At 66.0% G+C, this 25,541-nt stretch carries 18 protein-coding genes; 8 read left to right on the forward strand and 10 right to left on the reverse strand.

Annotation, left to right across the window (positions count from 1 at the left end; translation table 11 throughout):
- Nucleotides 1-67 precede the first annotated feature (67 nt).
- Complete coding sequence (locus tag H8F01_RS11540) at nucleotides 68-1,648, forward strand: tryptophan halogenase family protein (RefSeq protein ID WP_187055275.1); 1,581 nt, start codon at nucleotides 68-70, stop codon at nucleotides 1,646-1,648.
- A gap of 42 nt (nucleotides 1,649-1,690) precedes the next feature.
- Here the strand turns inward: H8F01_RS11540 and H8F01_RS11545 are convergent, their stop codons facing one another.
- The 7 genes from H8F01_RS11545 to H8F01_RS11575 all read right to left on the reverse strand — a co-directional run bounded on the left by H8F01_RS11545 (nucleotide 1,691) and on the right by H8F01_RS11575 (nucleotide 10,625).
- On the reverse strand, nucleotides 1,691-1,972 hold the full coding sequence (locus H8F01_RS11545) for a hypothetical protein (RefSeq protein ID WP_187055276.1): 282 nt from the start codon (nucleotides 1,970-1,972) through the stop codon (nucleotides 1,691-1,693).
- A gap of 232 nt (nucleotides 1,973-2,204) precedes the next feature.
- The gene (locus H8F01_RS11550) at nucleotides 2,205-2,666 is read right to left on the reverse strand and encodes a hypothetical protein (protein ID WP_222615658.1); all 462 of its coding nucleotides are present in this window, start codon (nucleotides 2,664-2,666) and stop codon (nucleotides 2,205-2,207) included.
- A gap of 109 nt (nucleotides 2,667-2,775) precedes the next feature.
- The gene (locus tag H8F01_RS11555) at nucleotides 2,776-3,729 is read right to left on the reverse strand and encodes a hypothetical protein (protein WP_187055277.1); all 954 of its coding nucleotides are present in this window, start codon (nucleotides 3,727-3,729) and stop codon (nucleotides 2,776-2,778) included.
- 260 nt (nucleotides 3,730-3,989) lie between these two features.
- A complete protein-coding gene (pip, locus tag H8F01_RS11560) occupies nucleotides 3,990-4,943 on the reverse strand; it encodes a prolyl aminopeptidase (RefSeq protein ID WP_187059257.1) in 954 nt (317 codons plus the stop codon).
- Nucleotides 4,944-5,087: 144 nt separating this feature from the next.
- Entirely contained in the window at nucleotides 5,088-8,018 is a 2,931-nt protein-coding gene (locus H8F01_RS11565; RefSeq protein ID WP_187055278.1) for a TonB-dependent receptor, read from the reverse strand.
- A gap of 240 nt (nucleotides 8,019-8,258) precedes the next feature.
- Nucleotides 8,259-8,639, reverse strand: a complete 381-nt coding sequence (locus H8F01_RS11570; RefSeq protein WP_222615659.1) for an MliC family protein — start codon at nucleotides 8,637-8,639, stop codon at nucleotides 8,259-8,261.
- A gap of 3 nt (nucleotides 8,640-8,642) precedes the next feature.
- Nucleotides 8,643-10,625, reverse strand: coding sequence for a serine hydrolase domain-containing protein (locus tag H8F01_RS11575; RefSeq protein ID WP_238480957.1), 1,983 nt, complete (start codon nucleotides 10,623-10,625; stop codon nucleotides 8,643-8,645).
- 291 nt (nucleotides 10,626-10,916) lie between these two features.
- On the opposite strand from H8F01_RS11575, the gene H8F01_RS11580 reads away from it, so the two are divergent.
- Nucleotides 10,917-11,954 (forward strand): sensor domain-containing diguanylate cyclase, encoded by a 1,038-nt coding sequence (locus H8F01_RS11580; protein WP_238480958.1) that lies wholly within the window; start codon nucleotides 10,917-10,919, stop codon nucleotides 11,952-11,954.
- 16 nt (nucleotides 11,955-11,970) lie between these two features.
- On the opposite strand, the gene H8F01_RS11585 is transcribed toward H8F01_RS11580, so the two are convergent.
- The 3 genes from H8F01_RS11585 to H8F01_RS11595 form a co-directional block, all read right to left on the reverse strand.
- Nucleotides 11,971-12,648 carry a MarC family protein gene (locus H8F01_RS11585; protein WP_187055279.1) on the reverse strand — a complete coding sequence of 226 codons (678 nt, stop codon included), beginning with the start codon at nucleotides 12,646-12,648 and terminating at the stop codon, nucleotides 11,971-11,973.
- Nucleotides 12,649-12,756: 108 nt separating this feature from the next.
- Nucleotides 12,757-13,623, reverse strand: a complete 867-nt coding sequence (locus tag H8F01_RS11590; RefSeq protein WP_187055280.1) for a ribonuclease H-like domain-containing protein — start codon at nucleotides 13,621-13,623, stop codon at nucleotides 12,757-12,759.
- Nucleotides 13,620-16,031, reverse strand: a complete 2,412-nt coding sequence (locus H8F01_RS11595) for a DEAD/DEAH box helicase (RefSeq protein ID WP_425490115.1) — start codon at nucleotides 16,029-16,031, stop codon at nucleotides 13,620-13,622. The genes H8F01_RS11590 and H8F01_RS11595 overlap by 4 nt, the downstream gene beginning before the upstream one ends.
- Before the next feature lie 183 nt (nucleotides 16,032-16,214).
- Between H8F01_RS11595 and H8F01_RS11600 the strand changes: the two genes are divergently transcribed.
- From H8F01_RS11600 to H8F01_RS11625, 6 genes are all read left to right on the forward strand, one after another.
- Complete coding sequence (locus tag H8F01_RS11600; RefSeq protein WP_187055282.1) at nucleotides 16,215-16,880, forward strand: response regulator; 666 nt, start codon at nucleotides 16,215-16,217, stop codon at nucleotides 16,878-16,880.
- A complete protein-coding gene (locus tag H8F01_RS11605; protein WP_187055283.1) occupies nucleotides 16,877-18,277 on the forward strand; it encodes an ATP-binding protein in 1,401 nt (466 codons plus the stop codon). The genes H8F01_RS11600 and H8F01_RS11605 overlap by 4 nt, the downstream gene beginning before the upstream one ends.
- Before the next feature lie 132 nt (nucleotides 18,278-18,409).
- The gene (locus tag H8F01_RS11610; protein ID WP_187055284.1) at nucleotides 18,410-19,729 is read left to right on the forward strand and encodes a TolC family protein; all 1,320 of its coding nucleotides are present in this window, start codon (nucleotides 18,410-18,412) and stop codon (nucleotides 19,727-19,729) included.
- The gene (locus tag H8F01_RS11615) at nucleotides 19,726-20,787 is read left to right on the forward strand and encodes an efflux RND transporter periplasmic adaptor subunit (protein WP_187055285.1); all 1,062 of its coding nucleotides are present in this window, start codon (nucleotides 19,726-19,728) and stop codon (nucleotides 20,785-20,787) included. Before H8F01_RS11610 ends, H8F01_RS11615 begins: the two co-directional genes overlap by 4 nt.
- Nucleotides 20,784-23,843, forward strand: coding sequence for an efflux RND transporter permease subunit (locus tag H8F01_RS11620; protein ID WP_187055286.1), 3,060 nt, complete (start codon nucleotides 20,784-20,786; stop codon nucleotides 23,841-23,843). The genes H8F01_RS11615 and H8F01_RS11620 overlap by 4 nt, the downstream gene beginning before the upstream one ends.
- Nucleotides 23,844-23,930: 87 nt before the next feature.
- Nucleotides 23,931-25,538 carry an ArnT family glycosyltransferase gene (locus tag H8F01_RS11625; protein ID WP_187055287.1) on the forward strand — a complete coding sequence of 536 codons (1,608 nt, stop codon included), beginning with the start codon at nucleotides 23,931-23,933 and terminating at the stop codon, nucleotides 25,536-25,538.
- The last annotated feature ends 3 nt before the right edge of the window (nucleotides 25,539-25,541 follow it).

Genomic DNA, 25,541 nt, shown 5'->3' on the forward strand with positions numbered 1-25,541 from the left:
CTTTTATGCAATCGGCTGCGGGACAAGCGCAGCACGTTTCCGGCGCAGGCGCCGGGCGGGAGACACCATGGCTCGTCTGAAGAAAGTGCTGATCGTGGGCGGCGGTACCGCCGGCTGGCTGGCGGCCTGTTACCTGGCCAAGGCGGTGAACGCCGTGGATCCGCAGGGCGTGCAGGTGCACCTGGTGGAGTCCCCGGATATCGGCCTGCTGGGCGTCGGCGAAGCCACGTTTCCCTCCATCCGCGGCACGCTCGCGGCCATTGGCCTGGATGAGCGCCGTTTCCTGGTGGGCGCCACGGCCACCTACAAGCAAGGCATTCACTACCGTCACTGGGTGCGCCCGCCGGGCACGCCGGGTGCCGATCACTTCTTTCATCCGTTCAATGCGCCCAGCCAGCGTCCGGGTGGGCCGGACCTGGTGCCGTACTGGTTGCTGGGCGCGGCACCGGAAGGCATGCCATTCGCCGATGCGGTGTCGATGCAGGCTACGCTGGTCGATCACTCGCGCGGCCCCAAGCGCTTCAAGGACGCCGACTACCAGGGGCCGATGAACCACGCGTTCCACTTCGACGCCGCCTGCTTCGCGCGGGTGCTGGCCGAACACGGGCAGGAGGCACTCGGCGTCAAGCGCCACGTGGCCACCGTGGAGCGCACCGAGCTGGACGAGCAAGGCGCCATCGCACGCGTGGTGACCAAGGAGCTGGGCGAACTGACGGCAGATCTCTATGTCGACTGCACCGGCCTGCGCAGCATGCTGATCGGCAACGTCATGCAGTCGCCCTTCCGCAGCCGCGCCGATGTGCTGTTCGCCAACCGTGCCGTGGCCATGCAGGTGCCCTACGCCAGCGCCGATGCGCCGATTCCGTCCTACACCATTTCCACCGCACAGGAAGCCGGCTGGATCTGGGATATCGGCCTGCAGAAGCGTCGTGGCGTGGGCTACGTGTATTCATCGAACCACACCACGCAAGAGCGCGCGGAGGAAGTGTTCCGCGGCTACCTGGGGCCTGCCGCCAACGGCCTGAAGGCCATGCACATCAAGTTCGAAACCGGCTATCGCCCCGAGCACTGGCGCAAGAACTGCGTGGCCGTGGGCCTGGCCGGTGGCTTCGTCGAGCCGCTGGAATCCACCGGCATCGCGCTGATCGAACTGGCGACCTACCTGCTTACCCACCTGTTGCCCAGCGACACGGACCAGATGGAGCAGGCCGCGCGTCACTTCAACGAGATGATGATTGCGCGCTACGACCGCATCATCGATTTCATCAAGATGCACTACTGCCTGAGCCAGCGCCGGGATTCACCGTTCTGGATCGACAACGCCGATCCGGCGAGCATCCCGCAGACACTGCAGGACAAGCTGGCGCAGTGGAAGCATCGCCCGCCGCACCGCCTGGATTTCGTCAGCGACCTGGAGATGTTCCTGGTCTGCAGCTGGCAATACGTGCTGTACGGCATGGAGTTCAAGACCGACCTCAGCGCCATGCGCCATGCCTATCCGCGCATGGACGACGCACGCCAGGAGTTCCGCAACATCCAGCTGGCCGCCTCGCAGGCCCTGCACGACCTGCCGGACCATCGCGCCCTGGTGGAAAAGATGTGCCGGGAACATCGCGAACGTACGGGAATGGATTCGGTCGTCGCCTGAAAGACGGCGTCGTGCCGTGATGCAGGGCGCCGTGGTGCGAGCTCAGCGAGTAGCCCGCCGGAACACCACCCGGTCATCGAAGGCCATGCTCAGCATGGCCCAGAGTCCGCCGAACAACGTGCTGCCGATAAGCATCGATACCAGCAGCGAGTCGTAGAAGAAGTGATGCGAGGCGATGGCGAGCCAGATCGATGGCAGCAGCGCTGTCATCGTGTAAGGCCATGGCACGCCATAGCTCACGGTGGCGTCGCAACTGCGGCAGACCTTGATGCCCTTGCGCAGTTCGATCGCGCAGTGCGGGCAGATGATGAACTGGACAGACAAAGATGACACCCGTGGGAGAAAGCACCCACGGTAAGCACTCTCAAGGCACTCATCTATCGGACAAGTCGGGAAAGCCTGGGTGCACCGATCAGGGGCTCGTGGCGAGGGTCCGGAACCGGTTGATGAGGGTGAGCGGCGCGTGCGGTTGCTTCGGCCGTCCTGCCCTCATCGCTCTTTCGTGAACTGCAAGGCCGCCGTCACGGGCGGCCTTGCATGGTGCCGCAGGGGATGCTCAGCGCTCGTAGTGCACGTCATCGATGGCGTGGTCGACGGCGGCCTGCGCCTGCTCCACATGCATCAGTGCGCGATGCTTGAGGTCGCGCGTCATAGGGTCATCTTCTTCGCGATCAATGTCGTGGTGAACCCTGGCCAGCAGGTCGGCGGCCTGATGCAGGCGGCCGGGCTGGTCCATCGGTGCGTCGACCTGCGGGTGGTCATCGAGATTCTTGCCGTCGTCGTAGGCGGCATGCTTGATCTCGCCAATGGCACGATCGATCTCGGTGATGGCGATGTCCTCCTGGCTGCTCACCGCCGCGTCGCCCGGGCGATGCGCAATCATCCAGCGCGCGGCGCGCAGATCGGACAACGCATGCAGGTAAGCCGGGTGATGGCCCGGCATGTCGGCGTGGGCGGAAAGCGGCAACAACACGGTCATGCCGGCAGTCAAAATCATGCGCTTGTACAGCAACTTCATGCGGCCCCCTCGGGTGTGAAAGTGGCCGCATTATTCAGTGGCGTCGCTTGCGCATGCCTTGCTGCCGGATAGCGTGTTTATCCGGCAGTCGGCAAGGTTTCCACGTGGCTCAGTGCGTTGTGTCGGCCACGTTGCCGGCGCCGAACGTGCGGATGGTTTCGTCGATGGCGAAATCGGCAGCGTTCATCGATGCATCGGCGCGATAGCGATTCCAGTCGCGCTCCATCGCACGAAGCAGAACCCGCCGCGGCGTATCGCCCGCATCGCTGGCGGCTACCTCGTGGCCATCACCGTAAGACGTGGGAAGTTTCGACTGCATAAGCAGGCACAGCGCCTCCTCGATGTCGTACGAGGTGCCGCCACGGGTGGAGATCGCATCGATCGCCCTGGTCGCGTTCTTGCGCTTCTTCCAGCCACCGTCATGCCCGTTCATCATCATGTGGGTGCCCTCGTAACCGACCACGGCGGAGAGGTCGGCATCTTTCATGGTGGCGAACATGATGGGCGGATTCTCCATGTTCTTGCCAAGCGGGCCGAGCGCGATCACGGCGACCTTCACTGATGCATAGGGAAAGCGCATGCGCGTGAGTTGTTCCAGTCGCTCAACGTTGTGGCTCTTGGCTTCTTCGGCCTTCCATGCGGCGATGGTCGCCTGCTCCACCGGCTCCACGTGCTGCTGCCAGTACGACATGAACGCATGGAAGCGGGGCTCACCCTGCCTGAGGGTGTCAACGAGCACGGTGCTGTCGTCGTAGGTATAGGCCAGCTTGTAGAGGTCGTCGTAGCTGCGTACATCCGACGCCATCACATAGGCGGGCAGGAACATGCCGGTGTTGAGCTCCTTCACGCCATCCAGCGGCACGGAAGCACGCAGGTCGGGAAAGTTCGCGTTGTCACGGTGCAGCAGGTAGAAAAGGAAGTCGGCGTATGGGGAAGCGACAAAATCCAGCGTGGCGCCGTTACTCCCTGTCTTCGTGGATGGTGTGGCGTTCGCCACGGCGCCAAGCAGCAACAGCGCCGTCAGCGCAGCCCGAAGCACGAAACCTTGCTTGCCCTTCTCCATGTCATCCTCCCGGGATTGCGCGGACTCAACTGCACTGGACAGCGGAACACACATGACCGGCTGGACCGGCGGAGCCAGCCGGGAAACACGCAAACGCGCGACGCGTTGCGGTCGAGGCATCCTGAATGCCGGCGATGCGATGTGCGGGGGACTTCATCACCGGCTGACCGCATCAAAGCGCAGGCGACCGACGATGACAAGGGGGGCGAACGGGCCACCGACAACCCGCCATCCATGGCAGGCCGACGTGGTGCTGACCATCAGGCGTAGCGATCAGCCAGCGCGTCGGTGGCGCCGATGAGTACATCCGTGATGGCCGGATCCGCGGCGCTGTGACCGGCCAGCACCATATGGAACGACGCCTCCGGCCACGCCGTGGCCAGATCGTGCGCGGTCTTCGCCGGACAGATCACGTCGTAGCGGCCGTGCACGATGGTGGTGGGAATGCGGCGGATGCGATCGATATCACGCAGCAGCTGGTCCGGCTCAAGGAAGATCTTGTGGCGGAAGTAATGCGCTTCCGTGCGCGCCACGCTGACCGCGGCATGCGGGTCTTCGAAGATGCCCGGCTCATCGGGATCGTGCACCAGCGTGGTGCTGCCGCCTTCCCAGTCGCTCCACGCGCGGGCTGCGGCCATGCGTACGGCTTCGTCGTCGCTGTCCAGTCGGCGCCAGTAGGCTTCGACCATGTTGTCGCGCTCGTCTTCCGGAATGTGCGCCACGTAATGGGCCCAGCGTTCGGGGAAGATCCAGCGTGCGCCGCCATCCAGTTCGTTGAACCAGCGCAACTCCGCGGGGCGGCCAAGGAAGATGCCGCGCAACACCAGCCCGAGCACGCGCTCCGGATGCTTCTGCGCATAGGCAAGGGAGAGCGTGGAACCCCAGGAGCCGCCGAACACCACCCAGCGCTCGATGCCGGCGTGTTCGCGGATGGCCTCGATATCGTCCACCAGGTGCCAGGTGGTGTTGTTGCGCAGCTCGGCCTGAGGCGTGGACTTGCCCGCGCCACGCTGGTCGAACAGCACGATGCGATAGCGGGCGGGATCGAAGAACCGGCGGTGATACGCGGAAAGCCCGGAGCCGGGGCCGCCGTGCAGGAACAGTACGGGCAGGCCATCGGGGTTGCCGCATTCCTCCACGTGGAGCTCGTGGATCTCGTCCACGCGCAGGCGATAGGTGCGATAGGGCTCGATCTCGGGATATAGCTCGCGCATGGTCAGGTCCGTAGCAGTGCTCACCGAAGCATAGCCACCTCGGCCTCCAGGGGAAAAGCACGGCGTCCCGATGCCCGCCACCGGGGGCATCGGGACAGCCGGGCCCATCCCCGGGCGGAAGGGGCCCGGTGGCCTGCCCCGGGGTCAGATCTTGTAGTTGAGACCGAACATCACCGTGCGGCCCCACGTGTTGTAGTCGAGCGGACGACCCACCTGCACATTGTTCGGCAGGTCGGAGATCTGCTCGGTCTTGTACGGCGAATTGGTCAGGTTGTAGACCTGCAGCAGGATCGACAAGCCGTTCCAGCTGCCCTGCGTGAAGGCGTAACCCGCCTGGAAGTCGGTCTGCTTGTCGGCCAGCACCTTCTGGTAGCCCAGCTGGTCGAACAGCGCGATGGCTTCGCCGGTGAACGACGAGCGGTAGCGTTCGGTGAGGCGGAACGACCAGCCGAACTTCTCGTAGTACAGCGTGAGGTTGGCGACCTTGCGCGACAGGCCTGGCAGGGTGCTCGGTGCGCCGGGAATGGAGGTGATCGAGCTCACCGGCACGGTGCTGTTGGTCAGCGAGAAGTTGCCCTGCATGCCGAAGCCGTCCAGCCAGTGCGTGACCAGGCCGCCTTCCAGCGAACCGGACAGCTCAAGGCCCTGCATCTTGCCGCCGGTGCCGTTCTCCGGAGTGGTGAACGAGCCGATGTTGCTGCTGGCCGGGTGAGTGGGATCGTCGTTGGTGTAGTGGGAGAAGTCATAGTCGAGCACGGTCTGGTTGTAGATGTAGTTCAACAGGTTCTTGTTGAACACCGCGACGGCAACGTAGCTCGACTTGCCGAAGTATTTTTCCCACGACAGGTCCGTGCCCACCGCCACATACGGCTTGAGGTTCGGGTTGCCGCCGCTGCCCGTCCACAGGTACTGCCCGGCGGCGGGACCGGATTCCACCAGGTTGAGGCTGGCGGACGTCGCCACCTTCTCGTCATCGATGCGACCGCGCGCCATGGTCTTGGCCAGGCCAAAGCGCAGGTACTGCTTCTCGCCAATGGTCGCGATCAGGTTGAGGCTCGGCAGCACGTTGTTGTACGAGGTGCCGCCGCTGATGGGGGCCACCAGGTCGTTGCCGTTGGTCTGCAGTGCATCGGACGACTGGTTGGTGTGCACGAACTGCACGCCCGCATTGCCGCGTAGCGGTATGTCACCCAGCATCGTGTCGATGTTGAACTTCACGTAGGCCACGGGGACTTTTTCTTCCACCGAGTAATTGCGCGCCCAGTCGTTCTGTCCGTTGCCCGAGGTGAGGTAGAACTGGCTGTTCAGCGCAGCCAGCACGTTGTAGTTGAGGATGGAGCCGATGCCGCCGTAGCTGAGGTTGGTCGGTCCATAGATGAAGGACGGGTTGATCGGCACGCTGTAGGCAGGGTTGTAGTCGCTGCCGGTGGAGCCGTTGCCGTTGAGCCACGCGAACTGCACGTCCGCCGACTTGGTCTTCTTGCGGTCGGAGTAGTTCACGCCCGCGTCAACCGTGCTGAAGATCCAGCCGACGGGGTGCGACACCTGCAGGCGGATGGCCTTGATGTGATCGTCCTGGTGGTCGAACTCCTGGCGGCCGTTGTAGCCGTAGTCGTCCGGGTCGGTGAACATGATGGACGACGGGTCGGACAGGTCCACGCCGGTACGGAAATTCGGGTAACCGTAGTTCTGCGGCGTGGCGAACTGCACGCTGGTGGTGCCCTGGTCAGGGATGCCCGAAAACAGGTACGCGTCGTGCAGATCCTTCTTCGCGCTGGAGTACGACAGATCGGCCATGGCCTCCCAGCCGTTGCCGAACTGGAACTGGTTGTTCCAGCCCACCGAGAACAGCTTGTCGTGTTCCTTGGTGTATTCGTTCTGCAGGATCGGGCGGATGTTGTCGATGGTGCCGGTGGTGACGATGGGATAGGGCGATGCGGGCACGGTGCCGACGTTGCTGTATTCAGCGGGGCCTGCGCTGTTATACGGGCCGCTCGCCCACTGCGCGCCGTTGGTGTACTTCTTTTCGTTGAAGGTGGAGTAGTAGGTATCCAGCGTGCCGTGGTACCAGTCGTTGGGCGCCCACTCCAGCACCGCCATCAGGCCGTTGCGCAGCTGGTTCTCCGATTGCGCGCGCAGCTGCATGCCTTCCTGCGAGAGCACGCTGTCGGGCATGCCCGGCGTGTGCGGCCCACCCCACGCGTCTTCGATGCTGCCCGGGCCGTTGTCCAGGCTCCACCACCAGGCCTGGTACTGCTTCTCCTGGATGGGCGAGTCGAGCTGCGCGAAACCTACCGCGACGCCCAGCGTGTGGTCGAGGAACTGGTCCACGTACGAGAAACTCGCGCGATGGCCCAGGTCGCCGGTGCCCGTGCCGGGGTTCAGCTTGCCGTTGCTCGTGTATTCGCCGCGCAGGTTGGCGGCAATGGCGCGGTTGGGCAGGTCCAGTGGATGCAGCGTGTGCAGGTCCATCGTGCCGGACAGGCCCTGGCCGATCAGGCTGGCATCGGGCGTCTTGTACACCACCGCGCCGCTGATCAGTTCGGCAGGATACTGGTCGAACTCCACGCCGCGGTTTTCGCCGATGGTCGCCTGTTCGCGCCCGTTGAGCGTGGTGCCGGCAAAATCAGGCGAGAGGCCGCGAATGGAGATCTGGTCAGCACGGCCGTCGACACGCTGTGTGGCGAGGCCCGGCAGGCGCGCCAGGCTTTCGGCGATGCTTGCATCCGGCAGCTTGCCGATGTCTTCGGCAGAGATCGCCTCCACGATATTGTTGGCGTTTTCCTTGGTCCGCAGCGCGTTCTCGATGCTGCCGGCAATGCCAGTCACCACGATCGCATCGAGGTTGGTGGCACGGCCTTCGGATTTCGCCGCCTGCTTGTCCGCAGCCTTCTTGTCGGCTGGCGCGGGCTGCGTGGTTTGCGGTGTGCTGGCGGGCTGGTCCTGCGTCTGTTGCGCCCATGCCGGGCTGGCGGTGCCCATGGCGAGCAGTGCAGCGGCACAGGCGGCGGCAAGCGGGCGCCTGGCCCGGGGCATGCGATGTACGACGAGATACTGCGAGCGGCGACAGTCCATCTCTCTTCCCCATGTCGTTGTGTGTGGCCGTGCCCCCCGGCACGGCGCAGCGCAGGCATGCGCGTCCATGGCCATCAAGCTCTTTCGATCAGGCGGCCAAACGTCAGGTTTCTGCGTGCGGGCGAGAGCATGGGCGAGAGAAATTGCCGCGTCATCATGCGACGCAACAACCGGGTTGCGTGCGGGTCAGGTAGCTGAAGGAGATTGCCGCCGGTGTTCAGCGTGATGAGGAAACCGTCATCATTTGGCCGGCGTGACTGTGCATGCGGCAAAGATCGGCGGTGCATCCGGCCCGGCCGTCATGTCGTAGAGGTCGCCCTGCTCGCCCTTGGTCCACCATGTATAGGGACCGGCCACGTATTTCACGCCGGAGGCCGCGATGGTGTCGACGAACAGCATCGCCTTGCCCTTCACCGTGAGCCTGGCAAAGCTCTGCCCCTCGTGCTGGTTGTAGTAGGCCACCTGCAGCGACTTGCCATCCTGGCACTGGTAGTTGCGTACCAGCGTGTTGTCCACCGGGATCGGCGGCAGGGCGTTCGTCCCGGCCGTGGCGAGCGGCCCCATCAACATCATCGACGTGGCGAGGGCGGCGTGCATGAGCTTTCGAGTGATCGCGGCCATGGCCTAGTTCACCTCGTCGTAGACGTATTCGTGCTGGCCGTCGCGCAATACCAGCTTGCGATCGGAACCGGTGCCTGACATCACGAACTCGAAACCGTCAGAGCCCGGCGAAATGGTGACGAAGGAAACCGTGCCGTCATCGTTCTTGCGCGATGCCACTTCGCTGTGCCACGCGCCGAAGTTGAACACCGGGTGCTCGCCGCTGCGATCCACCTGGATGTTGCCGACGGCAGGGTTGCGATAGTGCTCGGCGAGCCTGGCCACCTGTGCCGGGTCGGCCGGCACGACAAGGCGTTTGCGCTCGGCGGCAATCTGCGCCTTCAGCCGCTTTACGCCCGCATCGATATCACCCTGCGCCAGCGGTTTGCCGTCGAACAGGAGTTCCAGCAGGCGGCGCTGGAAGGGCCCGCGAATGAACATGCCGGCATCCGCATTGGTCAGGATGACCGCGCCCACGCCCTGTTCCGGCAGCCAAAGCATGTCCGAATGAAAGCCGGCCAGGTCGCCGCCGTGATGCACCACCGGCACGCCCCAGGTGTGGTCCACCATCAGGCCCATGCCATAGGTGGCCGTGGTGCCCAGCGCCACGTTGGGCTTGCGGCGTTCAAGCAGCGCCTCTTTCGATACGTAGCGTTGGCCATCGGGCAGCAGGCCTTCGGCCAGCTCCATCTGCACGTAATGCAGCATGTCGCTGACCGAGCTCCACGCGGCGCCGGCCGGGCGGGCAGCGCGGATGGAATCGTTGATGCCCATGGCGGCGACTTCGGTGCGGCCGTCCACGTCAAAGCCGTGCGGCGTGGCGTGGTCGCCAAGCAGCGCCTTCTCATAGTCGAAGGTGGTGATCTTCATGCCCAGCGGGTCGAACACCTGGCGTTGCATGGCAAGGTCGTACGCCGCGCCCAGTTCAAGGCTGGGATACAGCACGTGGCCACCGAGGTAGCCGGCAGCTGCCGCCATCAGGTTGGAGTACTGGAACAGCTCGCCGAACTTGCTGGTGGGCTGCATGCCGGACAAGGCTTTCATGACCGATGCCGGCGTGGCATCGCGGCTGTTGAACACCCACTCCATGTCCTGACGCGGCATGCCGGTGCAGGCGCAGATCAGGTGGCGGATAAGCACCTGCTTCGTAGTGGCAGTGTCGCCCAGCCGGAACGACGGCATCACCTGCACCACCGGCGTATTCCAGGTGAACTTCTTCTGATCCACCTCGCGCGCCAGCATCAGGGTGGTCAGCGCCTTGCTGTTGGAGGCAATCATGAACAGCGTATCGGCGTCGACCGCGTCGGCCTTGCCGATGTCGCGCACACCCAGGCCGCCGGCAAACACGACTTTGCCCTGATCAATCAGGCCAATGGCGATACCGGGCACGTCGTACGCCTTGCGTGCGTTGTCCACGAAGGCCTTGAGCGTCTCGATGCGCCCCGCATCCAGCGGATGCGCCTTGCGGCCGTTGAAGCTTTCGCGCTTGTAGCCCTTGGGCAGCAGGCGATCGGAGATGGCCCGCGTCTGTGAGGCGCGCTTCTCTCCCACGTCCGTCGGCATGTCGTAGATCAGCACCGTGTACTGGTCGCCGTGACGGTAGGCGAACGCGAGAACGTCGCGCTTGTCGTTGGCGGAGGTCTCGTAGTTGTAGACGCGGATCTGGTCCCAGTCGTCGCGCGCGGCCACGTCGCTCGACACCTGCAGCGGCCACGTTTTAGCCGGTGCGTAGGCTTTCCACGCCTTGCTGGTGGCATCGTCGGGCGTATCCGCCTTCACGTCGACCAGCACGATCTGCGCACCGGCTTCCGGCGGGTTCAGCGTGACCTTATTGCCGGCCACATGCATGGTCCACTCGGCAGGCACCGTGAACTGCGTGCCGGTGGAGGTCGTACCGGGGGTGTCGGTCGTGGCTGCCGAGGCCGCGGCAGGGGGTGGTGCAACATCCGCCAGCGCGGTGTTGGACAACAGCAGCAAGCCGACCAGTGCAACGCAACGCATCAACATGGAGGCACCTCGCCCGAGGAGAACGCTCTGCTGTCGTACGCCTTCAAGCAGGGCGTTTGGACAGGGTCGATGACACGGTGGACCGGGGCAGTCTACACACGTTGGCACGCAGCGCCAGTGCGTTGACGGGCCATGACATGCCCGGAACTGTGCGGCAATCACGATCAAACGACAGCTGCCATGTCCATCATCCACGCATGGCGTCACCCGATGATGCGACGAAAGCCCCGCGCCAGACAGCTGGATATCATGGCGGTGGCGCATACAATCCAGTTCGCACAAGATGCAGCGATGAACATGACCGATACCTTTGCCCCGCCCGATTTCATTGGCCAACTGGCCGCCTCCGTCGCCAAGGCGCGCACGCTGGAAGAGCTGGTGCGTCCCCTGCTCGAGCTGCTGCAGACGGTGACGGGGCTGGAATCCACCTACCTCACCACCATCGACACGCAGGCGGGTTACCAGTACATCCTGTTCTCGCGCAACACGAGCCGGCTGGACATTCCCGAGGGCCTGTCCGTGCCGTGGGAAGGCACGCTGTGCAAGCGGGCACTGGAGGAAGGGCGGCCCTATACCGACGACGTCGCCAACTGCTGGGCGGATTCCGGCCCCGCGCGCGAGTTGGGTATCGAGACCTACGCGAGCACGCCCGTGCGGCTGGACGATGGCACGCTCTATGGCACCCTGTGCGCGGCCAGTGGCGAGCGCAAGCCGCTGGCGGACGGCGCGGAACAGGTGCTGCAGATGTTCTCGCGCCTGATCGGCCAGCAGATCGAACGCGAACGCATGTTGCAGGCACTGCAACGCGCCAACGACACGCTGGCGGTGAGTGCGCTGACCGATGCAACCACCAGCCTGCCCAATCGCCGCGCCCTGATGGACGAGCTGCGCCGCCGCCTCACCGGCCATGGTCCGGACGGGCACGCGCTTATCGTGGCCTTCGTCGACCTGGATCAGTTCAAGGCGATCAACGATATCCATGGCCACGACGCCGGCGATCGCTTCCTCGCCGCCATCGGCGGGCGCATGCAGGGCGCGGTGCGGGCTGGGGATTTCGTGGCACGACTGGGCGGCGATGAATTCGTGGTGCTCTCCAGCCCCGCACACGGGGACGCGCTGGTGGTCGCCGATGCCCTGCGAAAACGCCTGCAGGAAGCCACCACGGGCCGCTTCCATCTTGGCGAACTCACCCTGGATTACGCCGGCCCCAGCATCGGCAGCATCGTATCCATGTCTGGCGACGTGGAGCCGGAGGCACTGCTCGCCGAAGCGGACGCCGCCATGTATCAGGTCAAGCGCGAGCGCAAGCAGGGACAACCGCCGCGCTGAGCGCGCGGCGGCCGGTTCACGCCGGCAGCTTCAGCGAGCGAAGCAGGTCGGACAATCCCAGCCACAGCAGCTGCATGCCGATGCAGAACGTGATGAGTGCGAACAGCCGCATCACGATCTTGGTGCCGGCGGCGCCCAGCCAGCGTTCCAGTGTTCCTGCAGAACGCATGCATACATAGATGCTCAGGCTCAGCACGGCCAGTGCCGCCACGACGCCGAGCACGTGAGCCACTTCGAGCCCTTGCTGGGGCGAGCTGGTACCCAGCGCGATCGCCACCGAGATGGAGCCCGGACCCACCATCAGGGGCAAGGTCAGCGGATAGAAGGTCTTGGCCGCGAGCGATGCATTCGGCCTGGCCGCCTGCACCTCCTGCGCCTTGACCGCCGCTTCACCGTCGTCCTCGTCGGGCTTCTGCAGCAGGTTCCAGCCGGCCACCGCGATGATCATGCCGCCTGCCACGCGCAGCACCGGAATGGAGATGCCAAAAAAGGTGAGCACGTAGGCGCCCATTACCAGCGACACCAGCAGGATCGCAAAGCTGTTGAGGGTGATGCGCCATGCAAGGTCGGTGCGCTCGGCGGCGGATGTTCGCGGCACCATGCTCAGCACGATGAAGGCCGAGCCGATGGGGTTGATCACCGGGAACAGGCCCGTGATCAACAGCAAGGCAGTCTGGATGAAGTCCTTGAACATGGCTGACGGCTCCTCGATGTACGCTGGCGCGCCCGCACATCGCAACATGGACGGATGAAAGGGGCAAGGGAATGCCAGCCGGCGCGCGCCGGCGGCCATATTCCCCGCTCAGGGGGCCATCACGCTGTCGTCATGTGCCGCAAAGCGATGAAGGATGCCGCCGAGACTGCGCAGATCCTGGCTGTTATGCCGCGCCACCTGGTGCAGCGGCGCCGTCGGGCCACCGCGCAGGAACCCCAGCCATGCCGCTGGCGCTTCCGATCCCGGCAGGTCATCTTCCCGCACCACCTGCAACAACTTCCGCTCTGCCGTGGCCAGCCGGCAGTTCTCCCAGGCGCCGCGCCAGCGTCGCCGTACGGGATGAAGCAGGTCGATATGCGCAAGCCCCTCCAGCGGGCACGTGCGCTGCTGCAGGCGGAAACGTGTCTTCAGCAGTGGCGCGTCATACGATTTGCCGTTGTAGCTCACCAGCACCGCATCCGGCCGCAACCACGTTGCAAAACATTCCAGCATGGCGGCTTCGCCGGCCAGGGTGGTGATCAGCAGTTGCCGTTCGCGAAAGCCGCCTTCATGCCAGTCGCCCACGCCGATCATGAAGGCGCGGGTGCCGGTGCCGCCGGCCAGGCCGGTGGTTTCGGTGTCGAACAGGAACAGGCGCGTGGGATCGATCACCTCGTCGATGCGGGCGAAGCCAGCGTGGAATGCAGGCGGCGCCGGCGGCCAGGCACTGCGTGCTTCGCATAACTGCAGGCCCGGCGCGATGGTCACGCCGGGTAGTGAGGCGGGATCCACCACGGCCTTGCGACGCGGCGGGCTGCCTTGGACGCGCTGGCGTATGCCAAGCAACTGGGCGATGTTGTCTGGCAGTGCGGGGCGCTGGCGCGCGGGAGCGGGCGTTGGCACCGGCGCCGGGGCCGGTGGCAATACGCCGGCCTGGCGGCGCAAACCGCGCAGTTTGTCGGCCAGTGCGCTCACAGGGCGATGACCAGATCGAGCACGCGCGTGGCGAGCGATTTCAGCGAGCGTTCGTTCTGCTCGTCCACGGCCAGCACCGGCCCGACGCAGGCGGGGCAGCCGGCGCGGCAGTCGCAGCGCTGCACCAGTTCGCGGGCCAGGCGCACCAGGTCTTCCCGTCGCTCGAATAGCGGCGCGCTGAGGCCCACGCCACCGGGGAAGGCGTCGTAGAGGTAAAGCGTGGGAATGAAGGGGCCGAGCGTGGATGGCTCACCTTCGCCGAAGCCGGAGCGGATCTGCGCGCGGCCATTGGCATCGGGCGTGGCGAACCACGCGCCATCGCCGCTGCCCACGGCCTTCTGCAGATCGCGCGCCTCGGCCATCACCGCCACCGTCGCCACGATATGCAAGGCGTGTGCGGCGGCAAGGAAACCATCGAGTGCTTCTTGTCGGTGATCGAACGCCTGCTCCAGCGCGCGCTGCGGCAACTGCCACCACACGGCGGTGGTATGCAGCTCCAGATCAGGCAGGTTTACCGGGCCGTAGCCGATGTTCTCGTGTGTGTAGTAGCGGATTTTCTTGTAGCCAGCCACACGACGGGCCACGTGCACTTCGCCGTGATGCGCGCTGCCTGAGCCGGCGGGTGAGCCGTCGAAGGCTTCGAGCACTTTCAGCTTGGTGTAGTCGATGGCGTCGGTGTAGTAGTCGACGTTGGTGCGCGTGACGAAAGCCTTGCGGCCGTTCCAGTCCAGCCGCTCCACCTGATATGGCACCGACTGGACCATATGGATGGCGCCTTCGTACAGCGTGAGCGAAGCGGCACTGAAGTCCACCTCCGCGATGATGGTCTGGCGCCCGTCGGTGCGATCTACCACCACGAAGTTGCCGTCGGCCACGGAGCGAAGCGATACGGCATTGGCGGGGTAGCTGTCGGCGATCCATTCGAAGCGCTCGCCTTCCTGATGCAGCACGCCTTCCTCGGCCAGCACCTGCAGCCATGGCGTGGCGTCTTGCGGGCCAAACAGTTCGCCATCCCGGAACGGCAGCTCGAACGCAGCGCAGCGGATGTGGTCGAGCAGGATCAGCGGCTGATCGGCCGCGATGCGTGCATGTTCCGGTGGCGCACCCTGGAAGAATTCCGGATGCCGCACCAGGTACTGGTCCAGCGGATCGCTGCTGGCCACCAGCACGCCCAGCGAGGCCTGCTGGCGGCGGCCCGCGCGGCCGAAGCGCTGCCAGGTAGCGGCGACGCTGCCGGGATAACCGTTGAGCACGACGACATCGAGCGCGCCGATATCCACGCCCAGCTCCAGTGCCGAGGTGCTGACGATGCCGTCCACCTGTCCCGCGCGCATCTCGCGCTCCGCCGCGCGACGTTCGGTGGGCAGGTAGCCCCCGCGATAGGCGCGGATGCGCGGCGGCTTGCGTGGGTCGCTGTCGAATACGTCTTTCAGGTACTTGGTGAGCACCTCCACCATCAGGCGCGACTGCGCGAACACCAGCGTCTTCAGCCCGGCACGGATCGCCGTGCGTGCGATGCGGTTGGACTGCGAACGCGCCGAAGCACGCAGGCCAAGGTCAGGATTGACCACCGGCGGGTTCCACAGCAGCACGTGCTTCTCGCCCACCGGTGCGCCGCTCTCGGTGATCGCCGTGACGGGCTGCTCGATCAGCGCGCTGGCATGTTCGGCCGGGTTGCCGATGGTGGCCGAGCACAGGATGAACTGCGGCGACACGCCGTAGAACGCGCACACTCGCTGCAGCCGGCGCAGCACGTTGGCCACGTGCGAACCGAACACGCCGCGATAGGTATGTACTTCGTCGATGACGATGTAGCGCAGGTTCTCGAAGAACTGCGCCCATTTCGTGTGGTGCGGCAGGATGGCCTGGTGCAGCATGTCCGGGTTGCTCACCACGATGTCGCCGTGCAGGCGGATGGCCTGTCGCGCATCGCCGGGCGTGTCGCCATCGAAGGTGAAGGCCTTCACGCCGAGATCGCCGGCCTGGTTGAGCTCCAGCAGTTCGGCCACCTGATCCTGCGCCAGTGCCTTGGTGGGAAACAGGAACAGCGCCTTGGCCCGCTGGCGGATGGCCGCACTGATCACTGGCAAGGTGTAGCACAGTGATTTGCCCGAGGCGGTCGGCGTGGCGATCACCACATGCTCGCCGGCGGCGGTGGCGTTCCATGCCTGCGCCTGGTGCGCGTAGAGCTGGTGGATGCCGCGTGTGCGCAGCGCATGGGCCAGTGTCGCTGGCATATCGCCGGGTAGTGGCGCGAACTGGCCCTCGCGTCCGGGCAGCACGAACGAGCCGGTGATGCGGTCGCTGTAGCGTTTGCTCAGCCGGCGGGCGAGCTGGTCGCCACCGGAGGCCGGCGCGGCCAGTGCGCCGTCGCCGCGCACCGCGCGCTGGGCCAGGGGGTTGGGCAAGGCGTTCATGGGTGCACTCCGTCCGGGGCTGGCATTGCACCCGGGGGCCGTCTCAATCCCTGAGACCGTGCGCCCTGTCGGCATCACCCCCGTGTAGGAGCGCACCGCCTTTAAGAGTTTCCTAAGTGTCTTGTCGGATAATCCCGGCGAACATCGCCGGACGGGCGAAGGAGCGTCAGGCACGTGCACATTCTTCTGGTCGAGGACGATGCGCAGCTGGGATCAGCCATCCAGCGCGCCCTGGAACGGCTGAGCTATACGGTGTCGTGGTTGCGCGACGGCCGCTCGGCGCTCAATGCCATGCGCGACCGCACCGCCGATCTGGTGCTGCTGGACCTGGGCCTGCCGGGGCGCGACGGTATCGAGGTGCTGATCGAGGCCCGTCGCGCCCACGTGGAAACGCCGGTGCTGGTGATGACCGCGCGTGATGGCCTGTCGGCCCGCGTGGACGGCCTGGATGCCGGTGCGGATGACTACCTCACCAAGCCCTTCCATGTGGAAGAGCTGGCCGCGCGCATCCGCTCGCTGACGCGTCGCATGCGCGGCTTGTCGGTCAATCGCATCGACGTGGGCGTGCTGAGCCTGGACGTGGGCACCTCGGAGGTGAGTTTCCGCGGCGAGCCGGTGGACCTCACGCGACGCGAGTTCGCCCTGCTGCAGGCGCTGATGGAAAACGCCGGCAAGCTGGTGCGGCGCGAAAGCCTGGAAAATTCCTTGTACGGCCTGGATCACGTGGTGGGCAACAACGCGCTGGAAGTGCTGGTGCATTCGCTGCGCCGCAAGCTCAGCTTCGAGACCGTGCGCAACGTGCGCGGCTTTGGCTACATGATTCCACAGGACCCCAAGTGAGTCGCCGCAGCCTGCGCGCCCGTCTGGTCTGGCTGATCCTTGGCGTCATCGCGCTGGTGCTGGTGCCGCTGGGCGTTTACAGCATGCGGCGCACCATCAACGAAGTGAACGAACTGTCGGACGGCCGCCTCGCGCAATCGGCGCGCACGCTGCAGACGCTGGTGGACGAAATCGGCCTGCCCGCGTTGCAGAAGCGCAGCGCGGAGACGGGCATGGTCGTGCCGGTGGCCACCAAGCCCAGGCAGGAGGTGGTCCTGCATGGCCACACCTACGAATCGGAAGTGGGATTCCAGGTGTTCGACCGCACCGGCCGCACGCTCATGGCCACGGGCAACATGACCGCGCTGCCGGCGCCCGATGCCGCGCACTTCGGCTACCAGGACGTGCGGCTGGGTCACTATCGCTGGCGCCTGTTCACCTTGCCGCCTACGGACGACGGCCTGGTGGTGCGCGCCACCGAACGCTACGACAGCCGCCGCGACATCACCGTGGCGTTGTGGGTGGAGCACGCGCTGGCGCCATTGATTGCGCTGCCGGTGCTGGCGCTGTTGATTGGCTGGGCCGTGCGGCGCGGCCTGCGGCCGCTGGAGGCGCTGGCGGCCAAACTCGCCGCGCGCAAGCCGGGCAGCCGCGACACGCTCGACGTGATCGAGGCGCCGCGCGAACTGGAGCCAGTGCTGGACGCGCTCAACAGCCAGTTCACCCTGCTGGAGGAAGCGCTGGAGCGCGAACGTCGCTTCAGCGCGGATGTGGCGCACGAGCTGCGCACACCGCTGGCCTCCACCATGATCAACCTGGAGAACGCCCAGGCCAGCCGCGACACCGGCGAGGCGGACATTGCCCTGTCCGGCGCCCGCGAAAGCCTGGCGGCGCTGGCACGCCGCGTCGAGCAGCTGCTGTCGCTGGCGCGACTGGAAGCCAGCTCGCGTGCGGAACCGCATGCCGATATCGACCTGCTGACCGTGGCGCGCACCGTGATCGAAGAGCTGGCCCCCCTGATCGGCGACTCGGACGTGGAGCTGGACGTGGCCCTGGCCGATGGCAGGCTGATGGTGCGCGGCCATGAGGTAGCGCTGGCGGCCCTGCTGCGCAACCTGCTGGAAAACGCCTTGCGCCACGTGCCCATGGGCGGCCTGGTCAAGCTGATCATCCAGCGCGAGCAGGCGCACGCTGCGATCGACGTGATCGACAATGGCGAGGGCATTCCGCCCGAACGTCGCGCGGCGGTCTTCGCACGCTTCCATCGCGAGGCCGGCAGCCGGGGCGACGGCTATGGCCTGGGCCTGTCCATCGTGCAGCGGGCCGCACAACTGCATGACGCCACCATCGAGCTGCTGGATTCGCCCTATGGGCAAGGATTGCGTGTGAACGTACGCTTGCCGCTCAGCCGGGGCTGACCGGCGGGCGTAAGGCGCCGCTTTACAAAGTGAACGCTAAGACACTTTCGGTAGGGTATGTCTTCCCCCTTCTTGCACGGATTGTCGGTGTTCCATTCCCTTGCCAAGGCGCCCGCCGGACGGCCCCCGCGGATGCGCCAGGTCACTGCCGCGCTGCTGATGGCGTGTCTTGCCGGCTGTGCCACCTACCACGCCAAACCGCTGCCGGAGCAGGCCACGTCGGTGTCCTCGCTGTCGCAGCTCAATGGCTACGACGGCAGCACGCTGCCGCTGGACATGGCAGCGGTGGAGCGGTTGGCGCTGCTCAACAACCCGGACCTGCGCAGCCAGCATGCGCGCCGCCAGGCGGCCCAGGCCCAGCGCAAGCAGGATGGCGTGCTGCCCAACCCCACCGTCGGTGGCAACGTGGGTTACCTGCTGTCCGGGGTGGGTGATGCCACGGCCTGGACAGCATCGATCAGCCAGGACATCACCTCGCTGATCACGCTGCGTCCGCGCCGCGAAGCGGCCCAGGCGAATGCGGATGAAGTGGACGCGAGCCTGTTGTGGGAGCAGTGGCAGGTGATGGGCAAGGCGCGCCTGCTGGTCATCGACCTGGTCGAGGGCGAGCGGCAGATCCACCTGCAACAACAGGCGCTGGATGCACTGGCGCAACGCGAATCGCGCATTGTCAGCGCCGTGGCCGCAGCCAACATGGAGCGCGTGACGGTGGCTTCGGACCTTGCCGCCGCCGCCGATGCGCGCACGGCGTTGAATGACCTGCAGCGTCGCCAGCTGGACCTGAAGCAGCAGCTCGATGCGCTGCTGGGGCTCCAGCCCGGTGTCGACCTGCCGCTGTCACACGATCTGCCGCAACCCAGTGTGGATGCGTCGGCGATCCGCCAACAGTTCGATGACGTGAGCCGTCGCCGTCCGGATCTGGTCGCCCTGCAGCTGGGCTATCGCGCGCAGGAAGCCACCTTGCGCGCCGCGGTGCTCGCGCAGTTTCCGCCGCTGGCCATCGGCTATGACGCCTCACAGGACAATAGCCGGGTGCGCAACGGTGGCCCGGCGGTGAACTTCACGCTGCCGCTGTTCGATCACAACCAGCACAACGTGGCCATCGCCAAGGCCACGCGCGAGCAATTGCATCAGGAATACACCGTGCGCCTCGCCACGTCGCGTGACGACGTCAATGCCTTGCTCGCGCAGTACGCGCAACTCGATACGCAGCGCCAGGCGCTGGTGCCGGCCACCGACGATGCCGTGCATGCTTCGGCGCAGGCCGGGAAGGCCGCGCAGGCGGGTCTACTGGATCTGCGCAACGTTACCGATCTCCGTGTCGCCGCCCTCAACCGGCAGCTGGCGCAGCTGGCCACCGAGCAGGCCATGCTTGAGCAGCAGGCCGCGCTGGAACTGCTGGTGGGACGCGGCATGCCGACCGCTCTTGAACAGGATGTGATGGCCCCATGACTTACCGACTGCCATGGATTGTCGTGACGCTGGCCACCGGCGCACTGATGGCGTGCTCGCTGACGGGGTGCTCGCACGGCGAGTCGCCCGACGACGCAACGGTCAGCGCTGCCGTGACCACCGTGCCGCTGAAGCAGGGCAGCCTGCCCGATACGGTAGCTGCCTATGGCAGCGCCGGCCCGGCAGCCGATGCCGCGCAGGTGATCAACGTGCAGGCCGCCGGCCGCGTGCAGCGTTGGAACGTCACGGCAGGCGCCTCGGTGAAGCGCGGCCAGTCGCTGTTGAGCTTTGCACTGGCACCTGCCGCGGTCGCTGCCTACCAACAAGCGGTAACGGCACAGACGCTGGCCGAAGCGCAGCGGGCGCACACGGCGCAATTGCTATCCCAGCAACTCGCCACGCGCGACCAGCTGGATCAGGCCGAGAAGGCCCTGCGCGACGCCCAGTCCAACCTGGATGCGCTGGTGCAGCAGCAGGGCCGCACGGCCACCGTGGACGTCACCGCGCCGTTCGACGGCACCGTGGTCACCGTGGATGCGCAACAGGGCGACAACCTGCAGCCCGGCGCACCGCTGCTCACCGTGCAGCGTGGCGATGGCCTGGTGGTGACGGCCGGCGTGGAACGCGATGCGATGACGCGCGTGCAGGTCGGCGCCAGGGCTGAGCTGGTGCCCATCGACGGCGGCGAGTCCATGCACGGCACCGTGCGTCGCGTGGCGCGCACGCTCAACAAGGCCACGCACCAGCTTGACGTGGAGATCGTGCCCGATGGTGCGCTGGTGGGCGGCGAAGGATTCCGGGCGGACATCGTGGTGGGGCAGTGGCAGGGATGGTTGCTGCCGCGCGACGCGGTGCAGGGCGACGACGAAGGTCACCACGTGTTCCAGGTGGCCGACGGCAAGGCGAAGAGCGTGCCGGTGAAGGTGCTGGGTGAAACCGGCGAGGTCACCGTGGCCACCGGCGCACTGGATGCGAAGCTGCCACTGGTGACGGAAGGCGCCACCCAGCTCGACGACGGCATGGCCGTGCGCCTGCCGTCGGAGAAAGCCAAGCCATGAGCCTGCCGACGTTGCTGGCACGGCACGCGCGTGCCATCGTCATCGTGGCCTTTGCGCTCGCGCTGGCGGGCCTGGCGAGCTCCTTCACGCTGCCCGTGGGCCTGTTTCCGCAGGTGTCGTTCCCACGCGTGGTGGTGGATCTCGATGCCGGCGACCGCCCGGCCGATCAGACCGCACTGCTGCTGACACGCCCGGTGGAAGAAGCCATCCGCACCGTGCCCGGCGTGGCCGGCCTGCGTTCGGAAACCACGCGCGGCTCCGCGCAGATCTCGGTGGATTTCGGCTGGGGCCGCGACATGATCGCTTCCACGCTGCAGGTGGATTCGGCCATTGCACGTGTGCTGCCCAGCCTGCCCGCGGGTGCGTCGTACAACGTGCGCCGCATGGATCCCACCGTCTATCCCATCATTTCGTATTCGCTGCAGTCGGACAGCCTGTCGCCGGTGGCGCTGCGTGATCTCGCGCAGTACCAGATCGTGCCCTTGCTGGCCTCGGTGGAAGGGCTGGCGCGCGTGGACGTGCAGGGCGGCGAAACGGCCGAAGTGGAAGTGGAGGCCGATCCGCGCAAGCTCGCCCAGTACGGCCTGGGCCTGGACGACCTCGCCACGGCCGTCAGCGGCGCGAACCAGCTGGAAGCGGTGGGACGCCTGCAGGATCGCAACCAGCTTTACCTGGTGGTGGCCGACCACTCGCTGCAACGCATGGAAGCCATCCGTAACATCGTCGTGAAGAATGACGCGCACGGCTGGGTGAAGCTGTCTGATGTCGCGACCGTGCACGATGGCTACGTGCCGCAGTGGATCAAGGTGAGCGAAGACGGCAAGCCCGCCGTGCTGTTCAACGTCTACGAACAGCCCGACGGCAATGCCGTGCAGATCGCCGGCGAAGTGCGCGCCAAGCTCGCGTCTTTCCGCTTGCCCAGGGGCGTGACGCTCAAGCCCTGGTACGACCAGAGCGAGCTGGTGGTGGAATCCGCGCACAGCGTGCGTGATGCGGTGCTGATCGGCCTGCTGCTCGCGGCGGCCGTGCTGCTGGTGTTCCTGCGCAACCTGCGCGTCACCCTGATCGCCATGCTGGTGGTACCCGTAACGCTGGCCGTCACCGTGCTGCTGCTGCAGGTGTTCGGCATGAGCTTCAACATCATGACGCTGGGTGGCATTGCCGCAGCCGTAGGGCTGGTGATCGACGACGTGATCGTGATGGTGGAGCACGTGGCCCGCCGTGCCGGTGCGCGGGAAGGCGGTGGCGAGGCGGCTGTGTTGCCGGCGGCGCGCGAATTCCTGCAGCCACTCACCGGCTCCAGCCTGGCAACGCTGATCGTGTTCGTGCCGCTGGGCCTGCTCAGCGGCGTCACCGGCGCGTTCTCCAAGGCGCTGTCGATCACCATGGCCAGCGCACTGGCCGTGTCATGGCTGGTGTCAGCCTTCGTGGTGCCGCCGCTGCTGCGGCGCTGGGTGGATTTCCAGCGATGGCACGATCCCGGGCTCGATCACGAAAGCTGGCTGTCACGCGCGCACTCGCGGCTGTACGACGCCTTTGCGCGGCGGCCGGCGTGGCTGCTGGCCATCGTGATTCCGCTGCTGGTCATCGGCGGCTTGGCCTATACGCACGTCTCCACGGGCTTCATGCCGTCGGTGGATGAAAGCGGCTTCGTGATGGACTACTACACCAAACCTGGTACCTCGCTGCCCGAAACGGCGCGGCAGGTCGCGCAAGTGGAGGCTATCCTGCGCTCCATGCCGGAAGTGGATACGTTCTCCCGCCGGCTGGGTACCGGCCTCGGCGGTGACCTGGGCCAGTCGTATCACGGCGATTTCTTCGTGCGTCTGAAGCCGGATCACGAACGTGCCACCGAGGAAGTGATGAGCGACGTGCGCGAGCAGGTCGAGCACGACGTACCCGGTGTCGAAGTGGAGCTGGCGCAGCTGATGGAAGACCTGATCGGCGACCTCACCGCCGTGCCCCAGCCCATCGAGATCAAGCTGTACTCGGCCGATCCGAAGTCGCTGGTGCCGCAGGCACAGAAGGTGGCCAAGGCCATTGCCGACATCCCGGGCGTGGTGGAAATCAAGGACGGCGTGCAGCTCGCCGGCGACGCGCTCAACGTACAGGTGGATCCGGACAAGGCCACCTTCGAAGGCATGACCGTGGCGATGGTGACGCAGGCCATCAACAACGCGCTCACCGGCGTGGTGGCGACCCAGTTGCCGCAAGAGACCAAGAGCGTGGGCGTGCGCATCCGCATGCCCGATGCCATGCAATGGCGCCTGCCGCAGTTGCTTGAGTTGCCGGTGCACGCGCCCGACGGCCATGTATTTCCGCTGAGCCGCGTGGCGCGCATCGTTACCGAAAACGGCCAACCGCAGATCTCGCGCGAGAACCTGCAGCAGATGGTGGCGGTGACTGCGCGCATCGACGGACGCGGCATGGGCGCCGCCGTGGCCGACGTGAAGAAACTGCTCGCGCAGCCGGGCATGCTCCATGCCGATACCCGCTATGAACTGGGCGGCTTGTACCAGCAACAGCAGATCGCTTTTCTCGGGCTCGCCAAGGTGTTCCTGATGGCGCTGGTGGCCGAGTTCGTGTTGCTGCTGTTCCTCTATGGGCGCCCCAGCCTGGCACTGGTGGTGATGGGCTGCTCGCTGTTCTCCGCCACGGCTGTGTTCATTGCGCTGTGGCTGTGCGGCGTGGACCTCAACATCACCGCCATGATGGGCATGACGATGATCATCGGCATGGGTACGGAAATGGCGATTTTCTACGTCTCCGAATATGTCAGCCTGGCGCAGGGCATGCCCGCGATGCAGGCTTTGCGCACGGCAAGCCGCGACCGTCTGCGCCCGATCACCATGACCACGCTGGCGGCCATCCTCACGCTGCTGCCGCTCGCCCTGGCTTGGGGGGCGGGTGCGGGAATCCAGCAGCCGCTGGCCATCGCCATCATCGCCGGCCTCGCCCTGCAGTACCCGCTGGTGCTGCTGGTGATGCCCACGCTGATCGGCCTGGTGACGGGTCATGCGCGACACCCTGATGACCGGGGGACGGCGGCTTCGTGAAAGCTGCCATGGCGGCATCGTGGCGGGCGGGGCGCGGGATACTGAGGCTCTAAGAGAACTGTAAGCAAGCGCCCGCAAGATGCCGCCATGAATTCCGTTGCCCAAGGCCTACGTCGGCTGCCTCCGGCCATCTGGCTGCTGCTGCTGTTGCCGCTGCTCGCCGTGCTGTCGCCGATTCCCATCGACGAAACACGTTACCTGAGCATTGCGTGGGAAATGCGCCAGACCGGCCAGTGGGTGACGCTGCATCTCAATGGGTTGCCGTACTTCGACAAGCCACCGCTGCTGTTCTGGCTGTTGAATGCCGTATGGGCCGTGCTGGGGCCGTCGCTGTGGACAGCCCGCGCCTTGCTGGTGGCTTGCGGTGTTGGTTGCGTGGCGCTGTGCGGTCGCGTCGAGCGCAAGCTGGTGCCGGAAGCAGGTAATCAGGCCAGCTGGATGATGCTCGGGCTGATCTTCTTCGTGCTGTACACCGGCGTCGTGATGTTCGACGTGCTGCTATGCCTGTGCGTGCTCTCCGCTTTCCTCGCCATCGTCGCTTACGTGCAGGAGCGCGGCTACAAGGCGCTGCTCTGGCTGTTCGTCGCCAGTGCGCTCGGCGTGCTGGCGAAGGGGCCGGTGATGCTGCTGCATCTGGCCGGGCCCATCGTGCTGGCACGGTGGTGGTCGATGAGGTCGTCGCCGCGCGTCACCTGGCGCACCGTGCTGGTGATGGTGCTGGTGGCCGTGCTGGGTGGCATGCCGGCCCTGGCGTGGGCGTGGGCAGCCGTGCATCACCTCAACCCGGCCGATGCGCAGGAGCTGTTGCTGCACCAGACGGCGGGGCGAGTGGTGCAGAGCTTTGCGCACAACCGTCCGATCTGGTGGTACCTGCCCTGGGTGCCGGTGCTGCTGCTGCCGTGGCCACTGCTGCTGCGCTGGCGACGCATGGGCCACGCCATGAACGCATGGCGTTCGTCCAGGGCCGCACGCTTCGGCATCTGTGCAACGGTGCCGGCATTGCTGGCGTTCTGCATCGTCAGCGGCAAGCAGATGCACTATCTGCTGCCGGTCATGCCCGGTGCGGCCATCCTGTTGAGCGCGTGGTTCCGTCAGGATGCCGGCTTGATCGCGGTGCGGCGCGTGTGGGTATTGCTGGTGGTGATGGTTGGCGTGCTGGGGTGGGCCGTGCTCAGCCCGTCGCCGCTGGGCAATGGCACGCTGGATCATGCGACGGCGACCGGCCTGTATGTGCTGGCAGCGGTGCTCCTGGTGATCGCCATGCTGGCGTACTGGCTGGGGCGCGGTGCCGATCCTGCGGCACGCGTGGCGCTGGTGGCATTGTGGGCGGGGCTGGCCATGTTGCCGCTGGTGCGTCTGCAGGCGGTGAGCGCGCTGGATGTGCGCGGCGTGGCGCAACGGGCGAGTGAACTGCGCGCCAGCGGCGTGCCCCTCGCACGAACGGGCAACGAACCGGGTCTGCTGACCTTCCTCGCACGCATGCCCTCGCCGCTGCCGGAGGCGCGCGATCCCGAAGCGTGGTGCAGGCAGCATCCGGATGGCGTGCTGCTGGCCTATCAGACCCATGGCAAGGTGCCGGCGGAGGCCATCGCGGGTACGCGGCTGGCCAATGGCTGGGTTGCATTGCTGCCTTCGGCCTTCGTGGTGGCTCGTCCAAAGTCGATCGACAAGTCCGGTGACGCGGCATCGGACTAAGCC

Origin of the sequence: Dyella telluris, assembly GCF_014297575.1 — a bacterium.
GTDB lineage: Bacteria > Pseudomonadota > Gammaproteobacteria > Xanthomonadales > Rhodanobacteraceae > Dyella > Dyella telluris.

Excerpts from the sequence above, each read along its gene's own strand:
- H8F01_RS11615 (WP_187055285.1), top strand. The coding sequence starts at position 19,726 with ATGACTTACCGACTGCCATGGATTGTCGTGACGCTGGCCACCGGCGCA.
- H8F01_RS11570 (WP_222615659.1), bottom strand. The coding sequence starts at position 8,639 with ATGGCCGCGATCACTCGAAAGCTCATGCACGCCGCCCTCGCCACGTCG.
- H8F01_RS11575 (WP_238480957.1), bottom strand. The coding sequence starts at position 10,625 with ATGTTGATGCGTTGCGTTGCACTGGTCGGCTTGCTGCTGTTGTCCAAC.
- H8F01_RS11620 (WP_187055286.1), top strand. The coding sequence starts at position 20,784 with ATGAGCCTGCCGACGTTGCTGGCACGGCACGCGCGTGCCATCGTCATC.
- H8F01_RS11550 (WP_222615658.1), bottom strand. The coding sequence starts at position 2,666 with ATGAAGTTGCTGTACAAGCGCATGATTTTGACTGCCGGCATGACCGTG.
- pip (WP_187059257.1), bottom strand. The coding sequence starts at position 4,943 with ATGCGCGAGCTATATCCCGAGATCGAGCCCTATCGCACCTATCGCCTG.
- H8F01_RS11565 (WP_187055278.1), bottom strand. The coding sequence starts at position 8,018 with ATGGACTGTCGCCGCTCGCAGTATCTCGTCGTACATCGCATGCCCCGG.
- H8F01_RS11555 (WP_187055277.1), bottom strand. The coding sequence starts at position 3,729 with ATGGAGAAGGGCAAGCAAGGTTTCGTGCTTCGGGCTGCGCTGACGGCG.
- H8F01_RS11580 (WP_238480958.1), top strand. The coding sequence starts at position 10,917 with ATGAACATGACCGATACCTTTGCCCCGCCCGATTTCATTGGCCAACTG.
- H8F01_RS11585 (WP_187055279.1), bottom strand. The coding sequence starts at position 12,648 with ATGTTCAAGGACTTCATCCAGACTGCCTTGCTGTTGATCACGGGCCTG.
- H8F01_RS11625 (WP_187055287.1), top strand. The coding sequence starts at position 23,931 with ATGAATTCCGTTGCCCAAGGCCTACGTCGGCTGCCTCCGGCCATCTGG.
- H8F01_RS11610 (WP_187055284.1), top strand. The coding sequence starts at position 18,410 with ATGCGCCAGGTCACTGCCGCGCTGCTGATGGCGTGTCTTGCCGGCTGT.
- H8F01_RS11540 (WP_187055275.1), top strand. The coding sequence starts at position 68 with ATGGCTCGTCTGAAGAAAGTGCTGATCGTGGGCGGCGGTACCGCCGGC.